Below are 22254 nucleotides of genomic sequence, written 5' to 3' on the forward strand. Positions count from 1 at the left end.
TGGATTTATAAAAAACGAAAACCTAAAACCTGAACGATTCCGGAACGTGCCGCAACGCGTCAGTGCGAGTCATGCGCCTGGCCGATGTACACCAGCGTCAGCATCATGAAAATGAACGCCTGCAACAGCACGATCAGAATGTGGAAGATCGCCCAAACCGTGCCCGCGACCACGTGGCCGATGAAGCCGAGCACGGAAGCGTCCGCACCGAACGTCCACATGCTGCCCAGAAGGGCGATCAGCAGGAACAGCAGTTCGCCGGCGTACATGTTGCCGAACAGCCGCATGCCGAGCGACACCGTCTTGGCGACGAACTCGATGATGTTCAGCGCGAGGTTCGGAATCCACAGCAGCGGATGCGCGCCGAACGGAGCCGACAGCAGTTCGTGCACGAAGCCGCCAGCGCCCTTGATCTTGAAGTTGTAGTAGATCATCAGCACGAACACGCCGAGCGCGATACCGATGGTGCCGTTGAGGTCAGCCGTCGGAACGATGCGATGATGCGGAAGGACGTTTTCGAGACCGAGCCAGCCGATGATGCGCGGCGGCAGATCCACGGGGATGAAGTCGAGCGAGTTCATCAGGGCGACCCAGACGAACACGGTCAGCGCGAGCGGAGCGATGAAGCGGCGGCTGCCGTGGATCATCGACTTCGACTGGTCTTCGACCATTTCGACCAGCATCTCGATGGCGCACTGGAAACGGCCGGGAACACCGGACGTCGCCTTGCGTGCAGCAAGACCGAGAATGACGATGGTGATGACACCGCACACGATCGACCAGAACAGCGTGTCGAGATTCCAGACGTGGATGTCGAAGATCGACGTCTGTGCGTGCGTGGAAAGATTCTGCAAGTGGTGCGCAATGTACTCGGACGGATCCAGAGCGTGCGTTCCTTCGCTAGCTGCCATATCGTTAAAGCCACCCAAATTGTCAAAAATCTTTCGCCGCCTGTCGCTTCCGAGCCGCCGCTTCGCGTCGCGGCTCCGGGTCGAGAGGCCCGAGTGCGGCACAACGTCCGCACTTGTTCATACGTGATGCTACTTACAATCCGTGCTGCGGGCACTTACCTGGGACGTCAAGAATCGTCACCGAAGCGCCATTGCAACCCAGTAAGTCTTCAGAGCGACGATGTACGTAACGAGCAGCGGCAACCACAACGCGCTCTTGTACCAGTACGCGACCGCCACGAACATGGCGATCGTCGCTCCCATCTTGAGCGCTTCGCCGATCATCCAGCTCATGATCGTCTCCGCGCCGCTCTTCGCCCGCAGGCGCGCGGCGAACAGAGCGCTCGGCACCCAGCAGATCGCTCCCCCCAGAAATGCGGACAGCGCAGCATCGCCCGGCGGCTTGTAGAACAGCCACCACAACAGCGTCGCACCCAGGGACAAAACCATTTGCGCTGCCACGACCTTAAACGGCGTGACACGCGATGGACGACTCACCTCGGGCCCAAACAGCTTCTGTGCCTGATCCCGCGTGAGCGGAACGATATTATTTTCTTGCGCTTCGGCATCCCACGAGTCGCTCGACGAACTGCGCGGCTGATTTCCGGAGGCGTTTTCATCGCCGGTTGCGTGAGCGTCCGGCGCTCGATTTTCCTCTCGCACCGTCTTCCAACCTTCAACCAAAAGTCCGGGAAAATCACCCTGCGCTTTCGCTGCGCTTTCGAGGTGGCCTAGCTGATAAATCCGGGCGATTGTAAGCGATTGTTGTCACGGATTCAATAGTTTAGGCGCGTCAAAAACCAAGCAGACGAACCTTAAAAAACGGTCTCAAAAGCGAGACTTTCCTTGCAATTGCAAGGAGATTTTCATTCGATGGAGGAGCCTGCGCCGAGCATCAAACGAGCGCCCAGCCGATGACGATTGCCACGATCCAGAACGGGATCGACACCATGTGAAATGGCATCCACATGCCTTTTTCACCCGACAAGCGCACGGCGATGAGATTCGCGAGCGAACCGATTGCGATACCGAATCCACCGACGCTCACGCCAAATGCGAGCGCGCGCCAGTCCTTCGAGAACTCCGCGAGCACGATGGCCGCCGGCACGTTGCTGATGGCCTGCGACAGCACCGCGCCCGCCGCATACGCGCGCATCGGCGTATCGATGCCTATATGGCCGATGCCTGCGTGAATCGACGGCAAGGCGGCCGCGCTGCGGAGCACGATGAACATCATCACGAAGATGAGGAGCAGCAGCCAGTCGATCTTCAACACGACTTCACGTCGCCACAACAGGAAGACGGCCGCCAGAACGGCCAGCGCCGGGCCGGCGTGATGCGCATCGGCGAGCGCGACGAACGCCGCAAACGCGAGCACGCTGACACCGCACAGCACGCGATCGACGCGATGTTCCTCGACATCGCCGGAAAGATCCAGCGGCTCCGCGCGGAACATCGCGAACGTGACGATGCCGAGCAGCGCCATCAACGCGGCGCACAGCGGCAGCATCGCCCAGACGAACGCCGGGAAGCCGACGCCGCTCGTCTGCCACAGGAAAAGGTTCTGGGGATTGCCGAGCGGCGTGAGAATCGAGCCTGCGTTGACCGACAGCGCAATGACGATGACGAGCCGTTTGATCGGCAGCGGCGCGAGCTTGTGCAACGACAAGGCGAGCGGCACGACGGCGAAGAGCGCAACGTCGTTGGTCAGCACCGTGGACAGGCCCGCGGCGAGCGCCACGAGCAGCAGCGCCAATGTACGCTCGCCATGAATGTGATGCACGAGGCGATGCGCGGCCCACATCAGGAATCCTGATAATTCGATGGCCTTGGTCAGCACCAGCAGGCCCGCGAGTGTAAGCACCGTCTGCCAGTCGACGAGACCCGGCAGGGACATCCACGGACGTGGGTGGGCGATCTGCAACACGACGAGCGCGAATACCAAAATGGCGAGAACCGGCTCTTTCGAGACGGCCCGCCAGATGCGCGCAAGAAAGTCGGAACGTGTACGGTTGACGTCGAATTCGGACAAGATGTGCGCGGGTCAGGCTGTGGGAGTCGTCGCTTCGATGCTGCCGCGCAGCTTCGTCAGAATGCCTTCGAGCGAGTCGAGCGTGCCGAAATCGATCGTGACTTTTCCGCGCCCTCTTCCGCCCAGCTTGATCTTCACGTTGGCCGATAGCAGATCCGACAACTCTTCTTCGAGCCGACGCGTATCACGTCCGCCGTCGTTTGCGGCGCGTGCTTTTGTCGCAGGCGCTTCCTTGGTCGTCGCCGCGACGAGGCGCTCCGTTTCACGCACCGACAAGCGGCGATTGACAACGTGATTGGCAAGTTGAATTTGCGTCGCTGCGTCGACGGCGAGCAACGCGCGCGCGTGGCCCATGTCGAGGTCGCCGGCGAGGAGCATCGTCTGAACGGGCGTCGCCAGGTTCAAAAGACGCAACAGATTAGAGACGGCGCTGCGCGAGCGGCCGACCGACTCGGCAGCCTGTTCGTGCGTGAAGCTGAACTCATCGAGCAGGCGCTGGATGCCCTGCGCCTCTTCCAGCGGATTCAAATCCTCGCGCTGGATGTTTTCGATCAGCGCCATCGCTGCGGCAGCCTGATCTGGCACGTTTTTTACGAGAACGGGGACTTCATCGAGCCCCGCCAGGCGCGCGGCGCGAAAACGCCGCTCGCCCGCGATGATTTCATAGTGATCGTCGCCGACGGAGCGCACGAGGATCGGTTGCATCAGCCCTTGCGCGCGGATACTCGCCGCGAGCTCCTGAAGCGCGCCCTCGTCCATGCGCGTGCGCGGCTGATACTTCCCGGCCTGCAGCTTGTCGAGCGGCAACACCGACGGCGTGCCTTCACCGCGCACGGCTTCCGTAATGTCGACGCTGCCGCCGAGCAATGCATCCAGGCCTCGGCCCAAACCCTTCTTTTTCATCACAGCGCTCATTTCGGTTCCTCCATCGGCGTGACTGCCGCATCGAATGGGTTTGCTTAGTTGAGGTCGAGCGCACGCACGCGCTCGATCATTTCCGTGCCGAACTGGATATACGCCTGCGCGCCGCGCGACGATTTGTCGAACACGACACCCGGCAGCCCGTAGCTCGGCGCCTCGGCAAGACGCACATTGCGCGGGATCACGACGTCGAACAGCTTGCTGCCGAAATGCTCTTTCAACTGATCCGACACTTGTTGTTGCAGCGTGATCCGGGGATCGAACATCACGCGCAGCAAGCCGATGACCTTCAGGTCGCGGTTCAGATTGGCGTGAACCTGCTTGATCGTGTTCACGAGGTCGGACAGCCCCTCCAGCGCGAAGTATTCGCACTGCATTGGAATCACGACGCCGTGCGCCGCGCACAACGCGTTGAGCGTCAGCAGCGAAAGCGCCGGGGGGCAATCGATCAGCACGAAGTCATAGTCATCGACTACTTCTTCGATCGCGACGCGAAGAATGCGCTCGCGGTTTTCCATGTCCACGAGTTCGACTTCCGCGCCAGCGAGTTCGCGATTGGCCGGCAGCACGTCGTAACCAACGGCCTCCGGACGGGTACGCGCTTCGCGCAGCGTGACGCCATCGACGAGCACTTCGTAAACCGTGTTCTCGCACGCGGCCTTGTCGATGCCGCTACCCATGGTCGCGTTGCCCTGCGGGTCCAGGTCGATCAGCAACACGCGCTGACCCAGCCCCGCGAGGCTCGCCGCAAGATTGACCGCTGTCGTGGTCTTTCCAACGCCGCCCTTCTGATTTGCGACGCAGAAGATTTTTGCCATCGTTTAGTGTCCTCGTTTCTTCGCTGTCAGAAGATCAGCGTGCCTGGAATGGCGGATGAAAACCTTCAACGAACCGTCATACCGGCTCGACGGCAATCTCGACGAGATGCCGTTCGGCGTCGAGCATCGGCACATTCAAGCGCTCGATGCCGAGCACCGTGGCGCCCGCCGGCACTCGCGCGGCTTCGGCATCTGGCTTCACCCCTTTCATCGCCAGAATCCGCCCGTTGTCCGCAACCAGATGACGCGAAAGTGTAACGAAATCGGAGAGCTCTGCGAATGCGCGCGACACGATTACATCGAATTTTTCCGGTACTTCGATGCCTGGACGTAAACTTTCGACGCGCCCGGTTACGACAGACAGATTGTTCAGACCTAACTGGGCCTTCGCCTGCGACTGAAAAGCTGTTTTCTTGTGGACGATGTCATTCAACGTCACACGCACATCTGGCTGCGCGATCGCCAGCACGACGCCGGGCAAACCGCCGCCCGAACCGACGTCCAGCAGAGTCGACGGATTTCGCTCGGATACAGCCGGGACGATCGCGAGCGAATCCAGAATGTGCTGGATCAGCATCTGCTGCGGGTCGCGGATTGCCGTCAAGTTATAGACGGAGTTCCACTTGGCGAGCAGCGCGACATAATCGAGTAATTTCTGGCTTTGCGAAGACGACAGCGCGAGGCCGAGCGCGGCGACGCCCCTTTCGAGCGTCGTCGCCAGAGTTTGGTTGCGCTCCGTCATTGAACCGCCGTCGTATTACCGCTTGCCGAATCGTCGCTAGGCGAGTTGCGGCCGCGACGTCCCGCGCCGCGCTTCAGATGCACCATCAGCAGCGAGATCGCGGCCGGCGTAATGCCCGAGATTCGCGATGCCTGACCGATGGTCTCGGGCCGGTGCTGAATCAGTTTCTGGCGAGCTTCAAACGACAGGCCGCGGACTTCGTTGTAGTCGAGACCTTCGGGCAGGCGCGTATTTTCCTGCGCGCCGTTCCGCACGATCTCGTCCGCTTGCCTGTCGATGTAACCTTGATACTTCACGCCGATTTCGATTTGCTCCTTGATCTGGCTGAGAAGAACCGAATCCTCCGCTAACGGCGCGTCCGGGCCACACGCTCCGTCGCGCAGCGCGCAGATGCCGTCGTACGAAACACCCGGCCGGCGCAGCAGATCCGCCAAGGTGTACTCATGGTCGATCGGCTTGCCGAGCAACGCGGTCGCCTCTTCGGCCGGCAGCGTCTTCGGGTTGACCCATGTCGAGCGAAGACGCTGTGTTTCACGTGAAACAGCGTCGCGCTTGCGGCTGAACGCGTCCCAGCGAATATCGTCGATGACACCAAGCTCGCGGCCAATTTCCGTGAGACGCATATCCGCGTTGTCCTCGCGGAGCGACAGACGGTACTCCGCGCGGCTCGTGAACATGCGGTACGGCTCAGATACGCCCCGCGTCACGAGATCGTCTACGAGCACGCCCAGATACGCCTGATCTCGACGCGGCGACCACGCCTCTTTACCTTGGACTTGGAGTCCGGCGTTGATTCCCGCAAGCAAGCCTTGCGCAGCTGCCTCTTCGTAGCCGGTCGTACCGTTGATCTGTCCGGCGAAGAACAAGCCGTTGATCGCCTTCGTTTCCAACGACGCCTTCAGCGCCCGCGGATCGAAGTAGTCGTATTCGATCGCATAGCCAGGACGAAGGATGTGCGCGTGCTCCAGGCCCCGCATCGAGCGCACGAGCTCGAGTTGCACGTCGAACGGCAGACTCGTGGAGATGCCGTTTGGATAGAACTCGTTCGTGGTCAGTCCTTCCGGCTCCAAGAAGATCTGGTGCGCGTCTTTGGAAGCGAAGCGGTGGATCTTGTCCTCGATCGACGGGCAATAGCGCGGTCCGACGCCTTCAATAACGCCCGTATACATCGGCGATCGATCGAGTCCGGAGCGAATGATGTCATGCGTCCGTGCATTCGTGTGCGTGACCCAGCACGGCATTTGACGCGGATGCTGCTCTACTCGACCCAGAAACGAAAATACCGGGATCGGATCGAGGTCGCCCGGTTGCTCTTCGAGCTGGGAGAAATCTATCGTGCGGCCATCGATGCGCGGCGGCGTGCCCGTTTTGAGACGGCCCTGAGGCAGCTTCAATTCCTTCAGACGCGCGGAAAGCGACACCGCAGCGGGATCGCCCGCGCGACCGCCGACATAGTTATTCAGACCAACGTGGATCTTCCCATCGAGGAACGTCCCTGCGGTCAGTACGACGGCGCGCGCGCGGAAACGCAGACCCACCTGGGTCACAGCACCGACGACGCGATCGCCCTCGACCATCAAATCATCGACCGCTTGCTGGAACAGCCAGAGATTCGGTTGATTTTCCAGCCGATGGCGGATCGCCTGCTTGTACAGAAGGCGATCAGCTTGGGCGCGCGTCGCCCGCACCGCCGGCCCCTTCGACGAATTGAGAATGCGGAACTGAATGCCGGACTCGTCCGTCGCCGCAGCCATGGCGCCGCCGAGCGCGTCGACCTCCTTGACGAGATGGCCTTTGCCAATCCCGCCAATGGACGGATTACAGCTCATCTGACCGAGCGTCTCGATGTTATGGGTCAAAAGCAGCGTTTTGCAGCCCATACGCGCGGAGGCGAGCGCCGCCTCAGTGCCCGCGTGACCGCCTCCGACGACGATCACATCAAATTCTGTGGGATAAAGCATTGGGATATCGTGTGCGAACGACACGAACCTGAAGAGAGAATAGCTTTGAATTATAACGGTTTCTTCCCGCCCTCGAATTCGGTCAAACGGGCAGAGACGAAAAAATGGCGTGTTTCACGTGAAACACGCCATCGGTGGGCACCGCCGTTGTGGCGTCTAAGCCACTTTTTTCGTCAGGCCAAGATAAGTCTCGATAACTTGGGGATTGTGTTGAAGCGCATCTGCGTTCCCTTCGAGGGCAAACTCACCCGTCTCGAGAACATAGCCGTAGTCGGAGATTTGCAGCGCCGCGCGTGCATTTTGTTCAATCAGCAGCGTGGCAACGCCCGTCTGACGCAGAGCGCTGATGATATGGAAAATCTCCTTGACGATCAGCGGCGCCAGCCCGAGGCTCGGCTCGTCGAGCATGAGAATTTGCGGCTTACCCATCAGCGCGCGGCCCACCGCCAGCATCTGTCTCTCTCCACCCGACAAGGTTCCGGCCGCTTGCTTCCGCCGTTCCTTCAGTCGCGGGAAAAGCTGAAACACATGATCGAGCTGATCGAGATAATTCCGTTCGCCTGCCTTCTTACGCCGATAAGCGCCGAGCACGAGGTTGTCCTCTACCGCCATCGTCGCGAATAGCTCGCGTTTTTCCGGCACCAGGCACATTCCACGCGCGACACGACGCTCAATCGGTAACGCAGAGATATCTTCTCCAAGATATCGCACAACACCCTTCGAATGCCCCGTCTGCGGCAGCGCGCCCATGATCGCGTTAAGCAGCGTCGACTTTCCCGCGCCGTTCGGCCCGATGACGGAAACGATCTGCCCCGCGCCGACGGTGAGCTTGCCGTCGTGCAACGCCTCGACCTTGCCGTAGCGTACCGACAAGCCGTCCACTTGAAGAATCGGATCTGCCATCATTCCACCCCACCCAAATATGCTTCGAGCACCGCAGGATCCTTCTGGACTTCTGTCGGCAATCCTTCGGCGATCTTGGTGCCGAACTCCATCACCACAAGCCGATCCGTCAGATTCATCACGAAGTCCATGTCGTGTTCGACCAGAAGAATGCTCATCCCTTCGGCGCGAAGTTTTCGCAGCAAGTCAGCCAGTTGTAGCTTTTCCTGATACCGCAAGCCAGCGGCAGGTTCGTCCAACAGCAACAGAGTCGGATCGCAGCACAGCGCGCGGGCGATTTCCAGAATCCGCTGCTGACCCAGCGCGAGACTCCCCGCTTCGCTATAAATATGCTTCTCCAGCCCGACGCGCTTGATCTGCTTCGCGGCCTCCGCCATCAGCCGCGCTTCCTCCGACGCATTCAGACGGACGACGCTGCGCCAGACGCCCGTATTGCCACGCAGATGCGCTCCGATCGCGACGTTCTCCAGAACGGTCATCCCCGGCAGCATCTTGACGTGTTGAAACGTCCGCCCGATGCCACGTTTGACGATCTCGCGCGAAGTCAGCTTCTCGATGCGTTCGCCGTGAAAACTGATCGCGCCGCTCGTCGCTTGAAGCACGCCTGTGACGAGATTGAACGTCGTGGATTTGCCTGCGCCGTTTGGTCCGATCAAACCGATGATCTCGCCCGCCTTCACCTCGAAACTGACATCATTCACCGCGACGAGCCCACCGAACTGCTTGCGCGCCTTGTCGACAACCAGCAAGCGCTCGCCCGCCGTCGGTTTGCTGCGCTGCGGTAGGGCGTCGCCGTGATCTGGAACGTGAGCGCGAGGACCACGAGGAAAGATGCGCGCGACGAACGGCCATACGCCCTGTCTCGCGTATTGCAACAGCAGAACCATCACGACGCCGAAAACGATGATCTCAAAATTGCCGTTGGCGCCGATCAGCTTGGGCAGAAGCGTCTGCAGATAATCCTGCAGAACGGTGAGGATCGTCGCACCGAGAATCGCACCCCAGACGTGCGACACGCCGCCGACCACCGCCATGAACAGGAACTCGATGCCGTGATTCAGCCCGAACGGCGTCGGATTCACCGCGCGCTGCAAGTGCGCGTACAGGAAGCCGGAAATGGCCGCCAGAACTGCTGCATAAATGAAGATGACCACGCGCATCCACGCCGTATTGACCCCCATCGCCTCGGCCATCGTGCCGCCTCCGCGCAATGCGCGAATCGCGCGGCCTGGCCGACTATTAAGCAGATTCTGAACAGATATCACCGCGAGCAGCACGACGACCCAGATCAGGTAGTAGATGCTGCGCCCCGATTCGAGCTGCCAGCCGAACACGTTGAGCACCGGAATCCCATTGATGCCGTCGTACTTGCCGAGCAGTTCCATGTTGCCGAACAAATAGAACAGCGAGAGCCCCCACGCGATCGTCCCGAGCGGCAGAAAGTGCCCGGACAGACGCATCGTGATAAGACCGAGCAGCAGCGCGATAAATGCCGTCAGCACGACGCCTGCGATGAGCGCGAGCCACGGCGAGACGCCATAGCGCGTCGTCAGGAAGGCCGTCGCGTATGCGCCCACGCCGACAAACGCAGCCTGGCCGAAGCTCGTCATCCCGCCGATGCCCGTCAGCAGAACGAGGCCGATCGCGACGATCGAATAGAGGCCGATGTAGTTCAGCAGCGTGATCCAGTACTCGGGCACGGCGACCGGCCCGGGCAGAATCGGCAACGCGAAAACGATCAGCAGAAAGATCCAGAAAGAACGGAATTTCATCGGCTCACTCCTCGTCCTCATCCGAATGCGGGCTCGCCAGGCTTCGCCACAGCAGCACCGGAATAATCAGCGTAAAGACGATCACCTCCTTGTACGCGCTCGCCCAGAACGACGAATACGATTCGAGCAGACCCACGAGCAGCGACCCCGCCGCCGCGAGCGGATAGCTCACCAGACCGCCGACGATCGCGCCCACGAAACCCTTCAGGCCGATCAGAAAGCCCGAGTCGTAGTAGATCGTCGTGATGGGCGCGACGAGCACGCCGCAGAGCGCGCCGAGCCCGGCCGCGAGCGTGAACGCGAGGCGCCCCGCCTGTGTCGTGCCGATGCCCACGAGCCGCGCGCCCAGACGATTCACCGACGTCGCGCGCAACGCCTTGCCGGAAATCGAGCGATCGAAGTAGAAGTACAACGCGACGATCAACACGACAGCCGTCCCCACGACCCACAGGCTTTGCCCGGAGATTGATACGCTGCCCAGATTGAAGTTGGCGTCGGAGAATGCCGTCGTGCGCGATCCTTCGGCGCCGAACATCACGAGCCCGAGGCCGACCATCGCGAAGTGCACGGCGACCGCGACGATCAGCAGCAACAGCGTGCTCGCCTCCGCGATCGGCTCATAGGCGAGGCGATAGACGAACGGCCCCATCGGCACGACGATGAGAAGCGTCAGCGCGATCTGCGCGAACATCGGCAAAGGCTGCGCAAAAGCGGCTTGCGTAATGCCCCAAACCGCAACGGGAAACAGCAGATACTTGCCGGCCAGGACGGTGAGCAAGCGTCCGATCTGGTGATATCGCGAAGGATGCCGAACGATGCCAGCGAGTTCGGCGATAAAGCAGCCGACGCCCATCGCGATGAGCAAATAGCAGGTGGCGGGCAGCTTCTGCGTCTGCAGCGCGGCCAGCGTGAGCGCGCCATACGCGACGAACTCGCCCTGCGGAATGAAAATGACGCGTGTCACGGAGAACACGAGCACCAGCGCGAGCGCGAGCAACGCGTAGATCGCGCCCGTGGTGATCCCGTCCTGCGCGAGGATCGCCGCAATCGATAAGTCCATACTTCCTCTTTGGAGCTTCTTGTGAAACATGGTCAAGCGGCGCGCCGTTGCCGGTGCGCCGCTTGTTCTACGAGATCATCTCGAATTTAAGAAACAGGAACGCGCGGGTAAGGCGCGTTCCACGACATCAGTCGTTCAGCAGCTTCCACTTGCCGTCGACGATCTGCACCATCACGCGCGCGCGATTGTCGAAGCCGTTGTGATCGGTCGGCGTCATGTTCATGATGCCGTGCGACACCGGCAGATCCTTGAGGTTTTCGAGCGCCGCGCGCAGCGCTTCGCGGAACTCCGGCGTGCCCGGCTGGCCCTTCTTCAGCGCTTCGGGAATCGCGCGCTGAAGCATCTGCCCGGCGTCCCAAGCGTGGCCGCCGAACGTCGACAGCGAACCCGCGCCGTAGGCCTTCTCGTATGCGTCCTTATACGCAGCCGACGACTTCTTAACCGGATTGCTCTCCGGCAATTGCTCGGTGACGAGCACCGGGCCGGCGGGCAGGATCTCGCCCTCGCAATCCTTGCCGCACACGCGCAGGAAGTCGTTGTTGGCGACGCCGTGCGTCTGATAGACCTTGCCCTTGTAGCCGCGCTCCTTCAGCGCCTTCGCCGGCAGCGCGGACGGCGTGCCCGCACCCGCGATCAGCACCGCGTCGGGGTTCGCGCCCATCGTCTTCAGCACCTGGCCGGTCACGGACGTGTCCGTGCGGTTGAAGCGCTCGTTCGTGACGATCTTCAGCTTGTGCGCCGTGGCCGCCGTGTTGAACACGTTGTACCAGCCGTCGCCGTAGGCATCGGCGAAGCCGATGAAGCCCACGGTCTTCACGCCGTGCTTCTCCATGTAGCTCGCGATCGCGTCGGCCATGAGCGCGTCGTTCTGCGGCGTCTTGAAGACCCACGCTTTCTTCGCGTCCATCGGCGAGATGATCGCGGCCGAGGCGGCCATCGAGATCATCGGCGTCTTGCCCGCGGCGGCCGGGTCGATCATCGCGAGCGAGTTTGGCGTCACGGTCGAGCCGACGATCGCATCGACGTGATCTTCGTCGATCAGCTTGCGCGTGTTCTGCACGGCTCGGCTCGTGTCGGAACCGTCGTCGAGCACGATCCATTCGACCGACTTCCCGCCGATTTCCTTGGGCAACAGCGCGACCGTATTTTTCTCGGGAATCCCGAGCGATGCCGCCGGTCCCGTCGCCGAGAGCGTCACGCCGATCTTCACTTGCGCGAGCGCCGCGCCCGCGCCCGCGAACACGCTGCCCGCGATGGCGAGCGCGATGCCGGTCTTGATCCATGCCTTCTTCGTTTTCATTGCTTGTCTCCAAACGCGCACACTGGCGGTGCGTTGCTGCGAGTTGTTATCGATGCGACTTTCGAGGCCAATCAAAGAGCCGCCCCAATCTATTTACCGCGATACTGCGTGCCAAGGCTCGTTTTCCCTGACCGTTGCGCCCTCTTCTTCGTCGGGGCTTTCGTTGCACAGCGCAGAAAAAAGGCGCGTTCGAAACGACGCGCCTTTTTTCCTCGAATCAGTTCACATGCGATTGCGTCAGTTGCCCGAGAGCTTCCACTTGCCGCCTACGATCTCCACCATCACGCGGGCGCGCTGGTCCAGTCCGGAGTGATCGTTGGGGCTCATGTTGAAGATGCCGTGCGATGCAGGCAGATTCTTCGTCTCTTCGATGGCCGCGCGCAGCGCTTCGCGGAACGCCGGCGTGCCGGGCTGGCCCTTCTTCAGCGCAATGGGAATCGCGCGCTGCAGAATGAGGCCCGCGTCCCACGCGTGACCGCCGAAGGTCGACACCGAACCCGCGCCGTAGGCGCCTTCATACGCTTTCTTGTACGTGAGCGCGGCCTGCTTCACGGGATTGCTGTCGGGCAACTGCTCCGCGACGAGCAGCGGTCCGGCGGGCAGGAACGTGCCTTCGCAATCCTTGCCGCACACGCGCAGGAAGTCGTTATTGGCGACGCCGTGCGTCTGATAGATCTTGCCCTTGTAGCCGCGCTCCTTGAGCGTCTTCTGCGGCAGCGCGGCCGGCGTGCCCGCGCCCGCGATCAGCACCGCGTCCGCGTTCTGCGACATCGTCTTAAGCACCTGGCCCGTCACCGATGCGTCGTTGCGCGCGAAGCGCTCGTTCGCGACGATCTTCAGCTTCGCGAGATCGGCCGCTTTCGAGAATTCCTTGAACCAGCTCTCGCCGTAGGCATCGGAGAAGCCGATGAACGCGACCGTCTTCACGCCATGATTCGACATGTGCTGCGCGATGGCGGTGGCCATCAGAATGTCGTTCTGCGGCGTCTTGAAGACCCACGCCTTTTTCGCATCCATCGGTTCGACGATGCTCGCGGCTGCGGCCATCGAGATCATCGGCGTGTGCGTTTCAGCGGCGATGTCGGTCATCGCGAGCGAGTTCGGAACGACGGTCGAGCCGACGAGCGCATCGACATGATCTTCGCTCGTCAGCTTGCGCGCGTTTTTCACGGCTTGCGTGGAATCGGTGGCGTCGTCGAGAACGATGTATTCCACCTTCTGCCCGGCGACCTCCTTCGGAAGCAACGAAACGGTGTTCTTCTCGGGAATGCCAAGCGACGCCGCCGGGCCCGTTGCCGAAACCGTCACGCCGATTTTCACGTCCGCCAAAACCTGATTGCTGATTACCGCCGATAATGCCGCGACGGCCATTGCGACCGTCTTTCCGCGTAATGCCAACTTCATTGATTTGCGCCCCGTAAATCGTGCTTGTGCGTAAAGAATCGCCTGCGGATATGTCCGTGATTCGCGCCGCCTCGAATCGCCGACCGACGGGTCGGGAAATGCAGTTTAGCGGACGAAAGCGCCGGGCAGCAAGCGTTTTGAAGGGTCTTCCCGGGCTTCGAACGTTGTTTTTTCAGCGCTTTTCCGACGACGCCGCACGCATCCCTAAGCCCTCGGGAAAACCCCGCCTTAAATCCGTCGAGGGATTAATTCGTATTATCGACGGGCAAATAAAAAAGCGCTGTTGGACTCATCCAACAGCGCTTTTCGGTCGGGCACTTCGTGCCTCATGTCTCCTCGTTCTCCACCTCAAAAATCTGGGTGCAACAGAACTAGGACGCATGTTAAAGAACGCAACAGTGCCCGGCAACCTAGCATTTACCCTAGTGGTGCACAAAAGCACCTCAACGGGGCGTATTTCTTGCAATACAGCGCGCTTCTCGCGAAGCCCCAATTAATTCGCAATTCAAAGTAAATCGCTTCAGCCTTGCAGCGGCCGAACCCGCGCAACGATCTCCCCGACAATTCCGCGACGGAACGCCAGCACGCACGCGATGAAGATGACGCCCGTCACGATCGTCACCGATTCGCCCAGCGAGTTGAACCACGTTACGCCCGTGAGCCGCGCGATGCCGCTGCCGATATCGCCGAGCCGGTCTTCCAGCGCGACGATGATCGCCGCGCCGAGCAGCGGGCCGAACATCGTGCTCATGCCGCCGACGAGGGTCATCAGCACGACGAGGCCGGACATCGTCCAGTGCGCGTCGCCGAGGGTTTCGAAGCCGAGCACGAGCGTCTTCGTCGCGCCCGCGAAACCCGCGAGCCCCGCCGACAGCACGAACGCGAGCAGCTTGTAGCGCGACGTGTCGTACCCGAGCGAAATAGCGCGCGGCTCGTTCTCCTTGATCGCGATCAGCACTTGCCCGAACGGCGAATGCACGATGCGCACGATCAGCGCGAACGCGAGCAGCATCACCACGAGCACGACGTAATACAGCGTGATGTCGTTGCCCAGATCGATCGCGTTGAACAGCTTGCCGCGCGGCACGCCTTGCAGACCGTCTTCGCCATGCGTGAACGGCGCCTGGAGGAAGACGAAGTACACCATCTGCGCGAGCGCGAGCGTGACCATCGCGAAGTAGATGCCCTGGCGCCGAATCGCGATCAGGCCGGCGACGAGACCGAGCAGCGTCGCCGCCGCCGTGCCCGCGAGCACGCCGAGCTCCGGCGTGAAGTTGAGCGTCTGGATCGCGTAGCCGGCCACGTAGCCCGCGGAAGAGAGGAACATCGCGTGCCCGAACGACAGCAGCCCCGTATAGCCGATCAGCAAATTGAACGCGGCCGCGAAGAGCGCGAAGCACAGCACTTTCATCATGAACAGCGGATACACGCCGACGAACGGCGCCACGATCAGGCCGATCAGCAACAGGCCGTAGAGCGCTTTTCTCTGCATCATTTTTCCTTGCCGAAGAATCCTGCCGGGCGAATCATCAACACGATCGCCATGATGACGAAGACGACCGTCGCGGACGCTTCCGGATAGAACACGCGCGTCAAGCCTTCGATCACGCCGAGCAAGAGACCCGTGAGGATCGAGCCCATGATCGAACCCATGCCGCCGATCACGACCACCGCGAACACCGTGATGATCATCGACTGGCCCATCAGCGGCGACACCTGAATCACCGGCGCCGCAAGCACGCCCGCGAACGCCGCGAGCGCGACGCCGAAGCCGTAGGTGAGCGTAATCATCATCGGCACGTTGACGCCGAACGCCTCGACGAGCTTCGGATTCTCCGTGCCCGCGCGCAGATAAGCGCCGACGCGCGTCTTCTCGATCACGAACCACGTCGCGAAACACACGACGAGCGACGCCACGACCACCCACGCGCGATAGTTCGGCAGGAACATGAAGCCGAGATTGGTCGCGCCTTGCAGCAGCGACGGCACGTCGTAAGGCTGCCCCGACGAACCGTAGATCGAGCGAAACACGCCTTCGATCACGAGCGTGAGGCCGAACGTGAGCAGCAGCCCGTAGAGATGATCGAGCTTGTAGAGCCAGCGCAGCATCGATCGCTCGACGAAAACGCCGAACAGCCCGACGATGACGGGCGCGAGCACGAGCATCGCCCAGTACGGGACGTTGAAGTAGGAAGCGCCCATCCATGCGAGCATCGCGCCCAGCATGAAGAGCGCGCCGTGCGCGAAGTTGATGACGTTGAGCAAGCCGAAGATCACCGCGAGCCCGAGGCTCAGGATCGCGTAGAACGAGCCGTTCACCAGCCCGAGCAGCAGCTGGCTCATCATCGCGGCGAGTGGAATGCCGAAAATTTCCATTGAACCTGCCGTCAGAAACGTGTTGACGCGGTTGCGGCGGCCGAGCGGTCCTCTTGGCCGCCCGCCTCGCGAACGCGCTGAAGCACCGCCGAACGCTTACTTCCAGAGCTTGCAGCGCGACTCCGCCTTCGTGCCGAACGCCTGATCGCCCGGAATCGTCGCGGTGATCTTGTAGTAGTCCCACGGCTCCTTCGATTCCGACGGCTTCTTCACTTCCATCAGATACATGTCGTGGATCATCGAACCGTCTTCGCGGATGTAGCCCTTCGCGTAGAAGTCGTCGATCTTCGTCTTCTTGAGCTGCGCCATGATCTTGTCGCCGTCGGTCGTGCCCGCGGCCTTCACCGCGTTCAGGTAGGCCATCACGGCGGAATAGTCCGCTGCCTGCAGGCTCGACGGCATCTTCTTCATCTTGCCGAAGTAGCGCTGCGCCCATTTGCGCGTGTTCTCATCCTTGTTCCAGTACCAGCTGTCCGTCAGGACGAGACCCTGCGTCGTTTCGAGCCCGAGGCTGTGGATATCGTTGATGAAGATGAGCAGCGCGGCGATCTTCATCGACTTGGTGATGCCGAATTCCTTCGCGGCCTTGATCGAGTTGATCGTGTCGCCGCCCGCGTTCGCGAGGCCGAGCACCTGCGCCTTCGATCCCTGCGCCTGCAGCAGGAACGACGAGAAGTCCGACGCCGACAGCGGATGACGCACTTCGCCGAGCACCTGGCCGCCGTTCGCCTTCACGACGTCGGCCGTATTCTTTTCGAGCGCCTTGCCGAACGCATAGTCGGCGGTGAGGAAGTACCACGTCTTGCCGCCCTGCTTCGTCACCGCGGAACCGGTGCCTTTCGCGAGCGCCATCGTGTCGTACGCGTAGTGCACCGTGTACGGCGAGCATTGCTCGTTGGTCAGGTTGTCCGCGCCCGCGCCGATGTTGATGTACGGCGTCTTCTTCTCCGCCGCGACTTGCGCGGTCGAGAGCGCCGTCGCCGAATTCGTGCCGCCGATGATCGCGTTCACGCCGTCGCGGTCGATCCATTCACGCGCGCGCGATGCCGCGATATCCGCCTTGTTCTGGTGATCCGCATAGACGAGTTCGATCGGCTTGCCGTTCACCTTGCCGCCGAAGTCCGCGATCGCCATGCGAATGGCTTCGAGGCCGCCCTGGCCGTCGATGTCCGCGTAGAGGCCCGACATGTCGGTGACGAAACCGATCTTCACGGTGTTGCCGTCGGCGGCGTTGGCGCTCGTGCTCATCACCGCCACACTCGCCGCCGCAGCCGCAAAGCACAGAGTAGAGAGGCGCGCGAGGGTCTTCTTTTTCATTCCAGTCTCCATGAGTTTTGATTTGTTGCGGTGTTACTGGTGTTGCCCTTCTTTCCGGCGTGCCGCGTTCGGGATCGATTACACCCCGAGCAATTCGTGCAGCACCGGCATCTTCGCTTCGAGTTCCCCCGCGCCGAAATGCTCGACGATGTTTCCGTGCTCCATCACGTAAAAGCGGTCCGCGAGCGGCGCCGCGAAACGAAAATTCTGTTCGACCATGACGATCGTGTAGCCGCGCGACTTCAGCATGAGGATCATGCGCGCGAGTGTCTGCACGATGACCGGCGCGAGACCTTCCGAGATTTCATCGAGCAGAAGCAGATTCGCGCCCGTGCGCAGAATGCGCGCGACGGCCAGCATCTGCTGCTCGCCGCCCGAAAGACGCGTGCCCTGGCTCGCGCGGCGCTCTTTCAGGTTCGGGAACATCGAATAGATCTCGTCGAGCGACATCGCGTCCTTCTGCTTGCCGATGAGCGGCGGCAACAGCAGGTTTTCCTCGCACGACAAGCTCGAAAAAATGCCGCGCTCCTCCGGACAATAGCCGACCCCGTAATGCGCGATCTTGTGTGTGGCGAGCCCGATGGTTTCGTGTCCCGCGACGCGAATCGAGCCCGTTCTGCGCCCGGTCAGGCCCATGATGGCGCGCAGCGTCGTCGTGCGGCCCGCGCCGTTGCGGCCGAGCAGCGTGACCACTTCGCCGCGATTCACCTTGAGGTCCACGCCATGCAGAATGTGCGATTCCCCGTACCACGCCTGCAATCCCGAGATTTCCAGCGCGGGCACATTGCCCGCCGCGCCGTTCGCCTCGCGCGAGCGGCGCTCCTCCACGATCGTACTCATGCATGCGCTCCGGTGAGCGCCGCATCGGCGCTGCCCATGTAGGCTTCCATCACGAGCGGATTCTTCGACACTTCCGCGTAGCTGCCTTCGGCCAGCACTTCGCCGCGCTGAAGCACGGTGATGGTGTCGGAGATGCCCGCGATGACGTTCATGTTGTGCTCGACCATCAGGATGGTGCGGCCCGCCGATACTTTCTTGATGAGCGCCGTCACGCGGTCGACGTCTTCGTGGCCCATGCCTTGCGTCGGTTCGTCGAGGAGCATGAGTTCGGGCTCCATCGACAGCGTGGTCGCGATCTCCAGCGCGCGCTTGCGGCCGTACGAAAGCTCGACAGTTTTGGTATCGGCGAAATCGGTGAGGCCGACTTGCGTGAGCAGATCCATCGCGCGGTCGTTGAGCGCGTCGAGAGAACGCTCGCTGCGCCAGAAATGAAACGACGTACCCAGTTGCCGCTGCAAGCCGATACGCACGTTCTGCAGCACGGTCAGATGCGGAAACACGGCGGAAATCTGAAACGAGCGGATGATGCCGCGCCGCGCGATATGCGCCGGCCGCTCGCGCGTGATGTCCGTGCCGTTGAAAACGATCTGGCCCGCAGTGGGTTCGAGAAATTTGGTGAGCAGGTTGAAGCAGGTTGTCTTGCCTGCGCCGTTCGGTCCGATCAGCGCATGGATCGAACCGCGGCGAACGCGCAGGTTCACGCCATTCACGGCCGTGAAGCCTTTGAATTCCTTCGTGAGTCCTCGCGTTTCAAGAATGGTGTCGCCGAGAATCATGTCCCCTTCCATGCGAAGTGAGACGCTGGGGCAAACTCTGTTCGCCTGCGCCTTATTTTTTCTTTCCGCGCGCACCCGAACGTTGTCTCCATTCCGGTACTGCTTCGCTTCGCGCGTCGCTGTTGCGGCCGCACAAAGTGTGCACGTGGCATGCCGAGCATCACTAATTCCGGGGCCATTGTCGCGCCAATGATGCAGCGCAATCATTGGGATTTGCACTTACTAACGATTTGCTTGGAGTCCCGCCGCATGCACGTTATGGGGGCATGGGGAATGCTTATGCAGGGCGCAAATAAGCGATGACTGATCGAGCGTCATGCGCGCGTCATGCATACGTCATTCATCGCGTCACGCGAGCGCCGTCGCGATCACTTCCTGCGCTTCGACGCTGCGCCGGTCTTCGCGGATCATGTCGCTCGCGCGCTCGGCGATCATCAGCGTCGGCGAATTCGTATTGCCCGATGTGATCGTCGGCATCACCGATGCATCGACGACGCGCAGGCCGCGAACGCCGATCACGCGCAGGCGGCTGTCGACGACCGCCCCCGGATCGTTGTCCGTGCCCATGCGGCATGTGCCGACCGGATGAAAGATCGTCGTGCCGACCTTGCCCGCCGCTTCGACGAGTTCTTCCTGCGTCTGAAACTGAATGCCGGGCAAGATCTCTTCCGGCGCATAACGCGCGAGCGCGGGCGCGCCGGCGATGCGCCGCGTGAGGCGCAACGCATTCGCGGCGACTTCGCGGTCGCGGTCCGTCGACAGATAATTCGGCGCGATCAGCGGCGCCCCATGGGCATCGGGCGATTCGATATGCACGCTGCCGCGTGATGTCGGCCGCAGATTGCACACGGATGCCGTGAACGCATTGAACGCGTGCAGCGGTTCGCCGAAGCGTTCGAGCGACAAGGGCTGAACGTGATACTGCACGTCGGGGCGCTTGATCGATGCATCGTCGGGATTGGACTTCGCGAACGCGCCGAGCTGCGATGGCGCCATCGACATCGGGCCGCTACGCAACAGCGCGTATTGCATGCCGATGAAAAGCTTGCCCCACCAATGCGCGGACAACGTGTTCAACGTGCGCACGCCGTTGACCTTGTACGCCATGCGCAATTGCAAGTGGTCCTGCAGATTTTCGCCGACGCCGCGCAGACTCTTCACGACATCGATGCCGAGACGCTGCAGACGCGCGCCATTGCCGATGCCCGAGAGTTCGAGAATCTGCGGCGAATTCACCGCGCCCGCGCTGAGAATCACTTCGCATCGCGCGCGCGCGATGTAATCGACATCGCCGCCGCGATACTCCACGCCGACGCAGCGCGCGCCTTCGAACACGAGGCGTTGCGTGTGCGCGCCGGTGATCGTCGTGAGGTTCGGACGCTTCATCGCTTCACGGAGAAAGGCCTTCGCCGCATTCCAGCGAATGCCGCCGCGCTGATTCACTTCGAAATAACCGACGCCCGTGTTGTCGCCGCGATTGAAGTCATCGGTCGCGGGAATGCCGCTCTGCTGCGCGGCCTGCGCGAAGGTTTCGAGAATCTTCCACTTCAGACGCTGCTTCTCGACGCGCCATTCGCCGCCCGCGCCGTGCCACTGATTGCCGCCGCCGTGATGATCCTCGCTGCGCTTGAAGATGGGCAGCACGGAATCCCACGACCAGTTCGGATCGCCGCTGACATGCGCCCAGTCGTCGTAGTCCTCGCGCTGGCCGCGCATGTAGATCATGCCGTTGATCGACGAGCATCCACCGAGCACGCGCCCGCGCGGATACGACAGCGCGCGTCCGTTCAGGCCCGGTTCGGCCTGCGTCTTGTAAAGCCAGTCCGTGCGCGGATTGCCGATGCAATACAGATAGCCGACCGGAATATGAATCCAGTGATAGTCGTCCTTGCCGCCCGCTTCGAGCAGCAGCACGTTCACGTCGGGATCTTCGGTTAGGCGATTCGCGAGCACGCAACCCGCCGTGCCCGCGCCGACCACAATGTAGTCGAATTCACCTTCCAGCTTGCGCGCGTTCTGTTTCATCGCTTGTCTCCGTGGCGCGCCGTCTTGTGCGGCGTCTTTGGCTTGCAGATCAACCGAGCGTACTGCGGGATGCGCTTGCGAATCCAATCAGATATGTTCAACTGGGATATAAGAAGCTTTAATATCAGCCGATGGACTACATTCTTCTGCGCGCCTTCATCACCGTTGCACGCGAAGGCAACCTCACGCGCGCGGCGGCGCAACTGCATCTGACGCAGCCGGCCGTCAGCCTGCAGATCAAGAATCTGCAGGAGATGCTGGGCGTCGTCCTGTTTTCGCGGACGTCGCACGGACTTTTGCTGACGCGCGATGGCGAAGCGCTCCTGCCGCACGCCGAACGCGCGCTCGCAGCCGCCGCCGACGTGCAGCGCGCCGCTGCTGCGCTGCGTCACGAAGTGAGCGGCACGCTGCGCATCGGCACGATTCTCGATCCCGAGTTTCTGCGGCTCGGCGGATTTTTGCGCCAGCTCGTGGAGACGCATCCGCGCATCGAGACGTCATTGCGGCACGGCATGTCGGGCTGGGTGCTGGAGCGCGTGAGGGCGCGTGATCTGGACGTCGGCTATTACATCGGCGATCCGGCCGTCGACGGCACGCGCGACGGCGAGCGCTTTCACGTCGTCAGGCTGACGCCATTTCTGTATCGCGTGCTTGCGCCGGCGGGCTGGCACAACCGCGTCAACAAGGGCAAGCGCAACTGGGCCGCGCTCGCCAAGCTGCCGTGGATCTGGACGCCGCAGGAATCCGCGCATAACCGGCTGTTGTCGCGCCTCTTCCGCGAGGCGGGCGCGATGCCGCTCGTCGTCGCGGAAGTGGATCAGGAGCCGTCGATGCTCGATCTCGTGAAATCGGGCGTCGGTCTGTCGCTCGCGCGCGATTCGATCGCGCTGGCGCAGGCGCACGCACACGCGCTGACGATCGTCGAAGGCGTCACGGTGCCGACGCAGTTGTCCTTCGTCGCGCTCGCGGAACGTCGCGATGAACCGGCGATCGCGGCGGCGCTGCGTTTGATCGACGCGCAATGGTCCGTCTGAGGGCAAATCCCGACTTCGCGGGC

Annotated in this window: 19 protein-coding genes; 1 reads left to right on the forward strand and 18 read right to left on the reverse strand. The window is 61.7% G+C overall.

Going from position 1 to position 22254, the window contains the following annotated elements; all coding sequences use genetic code 11:
- Positions 1–59: 59 nt before the first annotated feature.
- The 18 genes from atpB to NCS00_RS14160 all read right to left on the reverse strand — a co-directional run bounded on the left by atpB (position 60) and on the right by NCS00_RS14160 (position 21197).
- Positions 60–911 (reverse strand): F0F1 ATP synthase subunit A, encoded by an 852-nt coding sequence (gene atpB, locus NCS00_RS14075; RefSeq protein ID WP_008352455.1) that lies wholly within the window; start codon positions 909–911, stop codon positions 60–62.
- 177 nt (positions 912–1088) lie between these two features.
- Positions 1089–1613, reverse strand: coding sequence for an ATP synthase subunit I (locus tag NCS00_RS14080; protein WP_033536468.1), 525 nt, complete (start codon positions 1611–1613; stop codon positions 1089–1091).
- Between the two features lie 232 nt (positions 1614–1845).
- A complete protein-coding gene (locus tag NCS00_RS14085) occupies positions 1846–2982 on the reverse strand; it encodes an SLC13 family permease (RefSeq protein ID WP_250440312.1) in 1137 nt (378 codons plus the stop codon).
- Between the two features lie 12 nt (positions 2983–2994).
- A complete protein-coding gene (locus NCS00_RS14090) occupies positions 2995–3897 on the reverse strand; it encodes a ParB/RepB/Spo0J family partition protein (protein WP_008352449.1) in 903 nt (300 codons plus the stop codon).
- Between the two features lie 44 nt (positions 3898–3941).
- On the reverse strand, positions 3942–4721 hold the full coding sequence (locus tag NCS00_RS14095) for a ParA family protein (protein WP_008352447.1): 780 nt from the start codon (positions 4719–4721) through the stop codon (positions 3942–3944).
- A 76-nt stretch (positions 4722–4797) separates the two neighbouring features.
- Positions 4798–5463: a 16S rRNA (guanine(527)-N(7))-methyltransferase RsmG gene (gene rsmG / locus NCS00_RS14100; RefSeq protein ID WP_250440313.1), complete on the reverse strand. Its 666-nt coding sequence runs from the start codon at positions 5461–5463 to the stop codon at positions 4798–4800.
- Complete coding sequence (mnmG, locus tag NCS00_RS14105; RefSeq protein WP_250440314.1) at positions 5460–7424, reverse strand: tRNA uridine-5-carboxymethylaminomethyl(34) synthesis enzyme MnmG; 1965 nt, start codon at positions 7422–7424, stop codon at positions 5460–5462. Before mnmG ends, rsmG begins: the two co-directional genes overlap by 4 nt.
- Before the next feature lie 156 nt (positions 7425–7580).
- Positions 7581–8330 carry an ABC transporter ATP-binding protein gene (locus NCS00_RS14110; protein ID WP_250440315.1) on the reverse strand — a complete coding sequence of 250 codons (750 nt, stop codon included), beginning with the start codon at positions 8328–8330 and terminating at the stop codon, positions 7581–7583.
- Positions 8327–10099, reverse strand: coding sequence for a branched-chain amino acid ABC transporter ATP-binding protein/permease (locus NCS00_RS14115; protein ID WP_502801578.1), 1773 nt, complete (start codon positions 10097–10099; stop codon positions 8327–8329). Before NCS00_RS14115 ends, NCS00_RS14110 begins: the two co-directional genes overlap by 4 nt.
- Positions 10100–10103: 4 nt before the next feature.
- Positions 10104–11159 carry a branched-chain amino acid ABC transporter permease gene (locus NCS00_RS14120; protein WP_250440317.1) on the reverse strand — a complete coding sequence of 352 codons (1056 nt, stop codon included), beginning with the start codon at positions 11157–11159 and terminating at the stop codon, positions 10104–10106.
- 127 nt (positions 11160–11286) lie between these two features.
- On the reverse strand, positions 11287–12459 hold the full coding sequence (locus tag NCS00_RS14125; protein WP_008352435.1) for an ABC transporter substrate-binding protein: 1173 nt from the start codon (positions 12457–12459) through the stop codon (positions 11287–11289).
- A gap of 237 nt (positions 12460–12696) precedes the next feature.
- The gene (locus NCS00_RS14130; protein WP_250440318.1) at positions 12697–13863 is read right to left on the reverse strand and encodes an ABC transporter substrate-binding protein; all 1167 of its coding nucleotides are present in this window, start codon (positions 13861–13863) and stop codon (positions 12697–12699) included.
- 520 nt (positions 13864–14383) lie between these two features.
- Positions 14384–15355, reverse strand: coding sequence for a branched-chain amino acid ABC transporter permease (locus NCS00_RS14135; RefSeq protein WP_008352433.1), 972 nt, complete (start codon positions 15353–15355; stop codon positions 14384–14386).
- Positions 15355–16239, reverse strand: a complete 885-nt coding sequence (locus NCS00_RS14140) for a branched-chain amino acid ABC transporter permease (RefSeq protein WP_008352432.1) — start codon at positions 16237–16239, stop codon at positions 15355–15357. The genes NCS00_RS14135 and NCS00_RS14140 overlap by 1 nt, the downstream gene beginning before the upstream one ends.
- A gap of 96 nt (positions 16240–16335) precedes the next feature.
- A complete protein-coding gene (locus tag NCS00_RS14145; protein WP_008352431.1) occupies positions 16336–17556 on the reverse strand; it encodes an ABC transporter substrate-binding protein in 1221 nt (406 codons plus the stop codon).
- 78 nt (positions 17557–17634) lie between these two features.
- Positions 17635–18396, reverse strand: coding sequence for an ABC transporter ATP-binding protein (locus NCS00_RS14150; protein ID WP_008352430.1), 762 nt, complete (start codon positions 18394–18396; stop codon positions 17635–17637).
- Positions 18393–19172, reverse strand: coding sequence for an ABC transporter ATP-binding protein (locus tag NCS00_RS14155; RefSeq protein ID WP_008352429.1), 780 nt, complete (start codon positions 19170–19172; stop codon positions 18393–18395). Before NCS00_RS14155 ends, NCS00_RS14150 begins: the two co-directional genes overlap by 4 nt.
- Before the next feature lie 348 nt (positions 19173–19520).
- Positions 19521–21197 (reverse strand): GMC family oxidoreductase, encoded by a 1677-nt coding sequence (locus NCS00_RS14160; RefSeq protein WP_250440319.1) that lies wholly within the window; start codon positions 21195–21197, stop codon positions 19521–19523.
- Between the two features lie 131 nt (positions 21198–21328).
- Between NCS00_RS14160 and NCS00_RS14165 the strand changes: the two genes are divergently transcribed.
- Positions 21329–22231 (forward strand): LysR family transcriptional regulator, encoded by a 903-nt coding sequence (locus NCS00_RS14165; RefSeq protein WP_008352425.1) that lies wholly within the window; start codon positions 21329–21331, stop codon positions 22229–22231.
- Positions 22232–22254: the final 23 nt, after the last annotated feature.

Origin of the sequence: Caballeronia sp. AZ1_KS37, assembly GCF_023631165.1 — a bacterium.
GTDB classification, from domain to species: Bacteria; Pseudomonadota; Gammaproteobacteria; order Burkholderiales; family Burkholderiaceae; genus Caballeronia; species Caballeronia zhejiangensis.

Coding starts and splice junctions, on each gene's coding strand:
- NCS00_RS14165 (WP_008352425.1), top strand. CDS start 21,329: ATGGACTACATTCTTCTGCGCGCCTTCATCACCGTTGCACGCGAAGGC.
- NCS00_RS14090 (WP_008352449.1), bottom strand. CDS start 3,897: ATGAGCGCTGTGATGAAAAAGAAGGGTTTGGGCCGAGGCCTGGATGCA.
- NCS00_RS14115 (WP_502801578.1), bottom strand. CDS start 10,099: ATGAAATTCCGTTCTTTCTGGATCTTTCTGCTGATCGTTTTCGCGTTG.
- rsmG (WP_250440313.1), bottom strand. CDS start 5,463: ATGACGGAGCGCAACCAAACTCTGGCGACGACGCTCGAAAGGGGCGTC.
- NCS00_RS14155 (WP_008352429.1), bottom strand. CDS start 19,172: ATGATTCTCGGCGACACCATTCTTGAAACGCGAGGACTCACGAAGGAA.
- NCS00_RS14120 (WP_250440317.1), bottom strand. CDS start 11,159: ATGGACTTATCGATTGCGGCGATCCTCGCGCAGGACGGGATCACCACG.
- NCS00_RS14150 (WP_008352430.1), bottom strand. CDS start 18,396: ATGAGTACGATCGTGGAGGAGCGCCGCTCGCGCGAGGCGAACGGCGCG.
- NCS00_RS14125 (WP_008352435.1), bottom strand. CDS start 12,459: ATGAAAACGAAGAAGGCATGGATCAAGACCGGCATCGCGCTCGCCATC.
- mnmG (WP_250440314.1), bottom strand. CDS start 7,424: ATGCTTTATCCCACAGAATTTGATGTGATCGTCGTCGGAGGCGGTCAC.
- NCS00_RS14135 (WP_008352433.1), bottom strand. CDS start 15,355: ATGCAGAGAAAAGCGCTCTACGGCCTGTTGCTGATCGGCCTGATCGTG.
- NCS00_RS14130 (WP_250440318.1), bottom strand. CDS start 13,863: ATGAAGTTGGCATTACGCGGAAAGACGGTCGCAATGGCCGTCGCGGCA.
- NCS00_RS14110 (WP_250440315.1), bottom strand. CDS start 8,330: ATGATGGCAGATCCGATTCTTCAAGTGGACGGCTTGTCGGTACGCTAC.
- NCS00_RS14160 (WP_250440319.1), bottom strand. CDS start 21,197: ATGAAACAGAACGCGCGCAAGCTGGAAGGTGAATTCGACTACATTGTG.
- NCS00_RS14145 (WP_008352431.1), bottom strand. CDS start 17,556: ATGAAAAAGAAGACCCTCGCGCGCCTCTCTACTCTGTGCTTTGCGGCT.
- atpB (WP_008352455.1), bottom strand. CDS start 911: ATGGCAGCTAGCGAAGGAACGCACGCTCTGGATCCGTCCGAGTACATT.
- NCS00_RS14095 (WP_008352447.1), bottom strand. CDS start 4,721: ATGGCAAAAATCTTCTGCGTCGCAAATCAGAAGGGCGGCGTTGGAAAG.
- NCS00_RS14140 (WP_008352432.1), bottom strand. CDS start 16,239: ATGGAAATTTTCGGCATTCCACTCGCCGCGATGATGAGCCAGCTGCTG.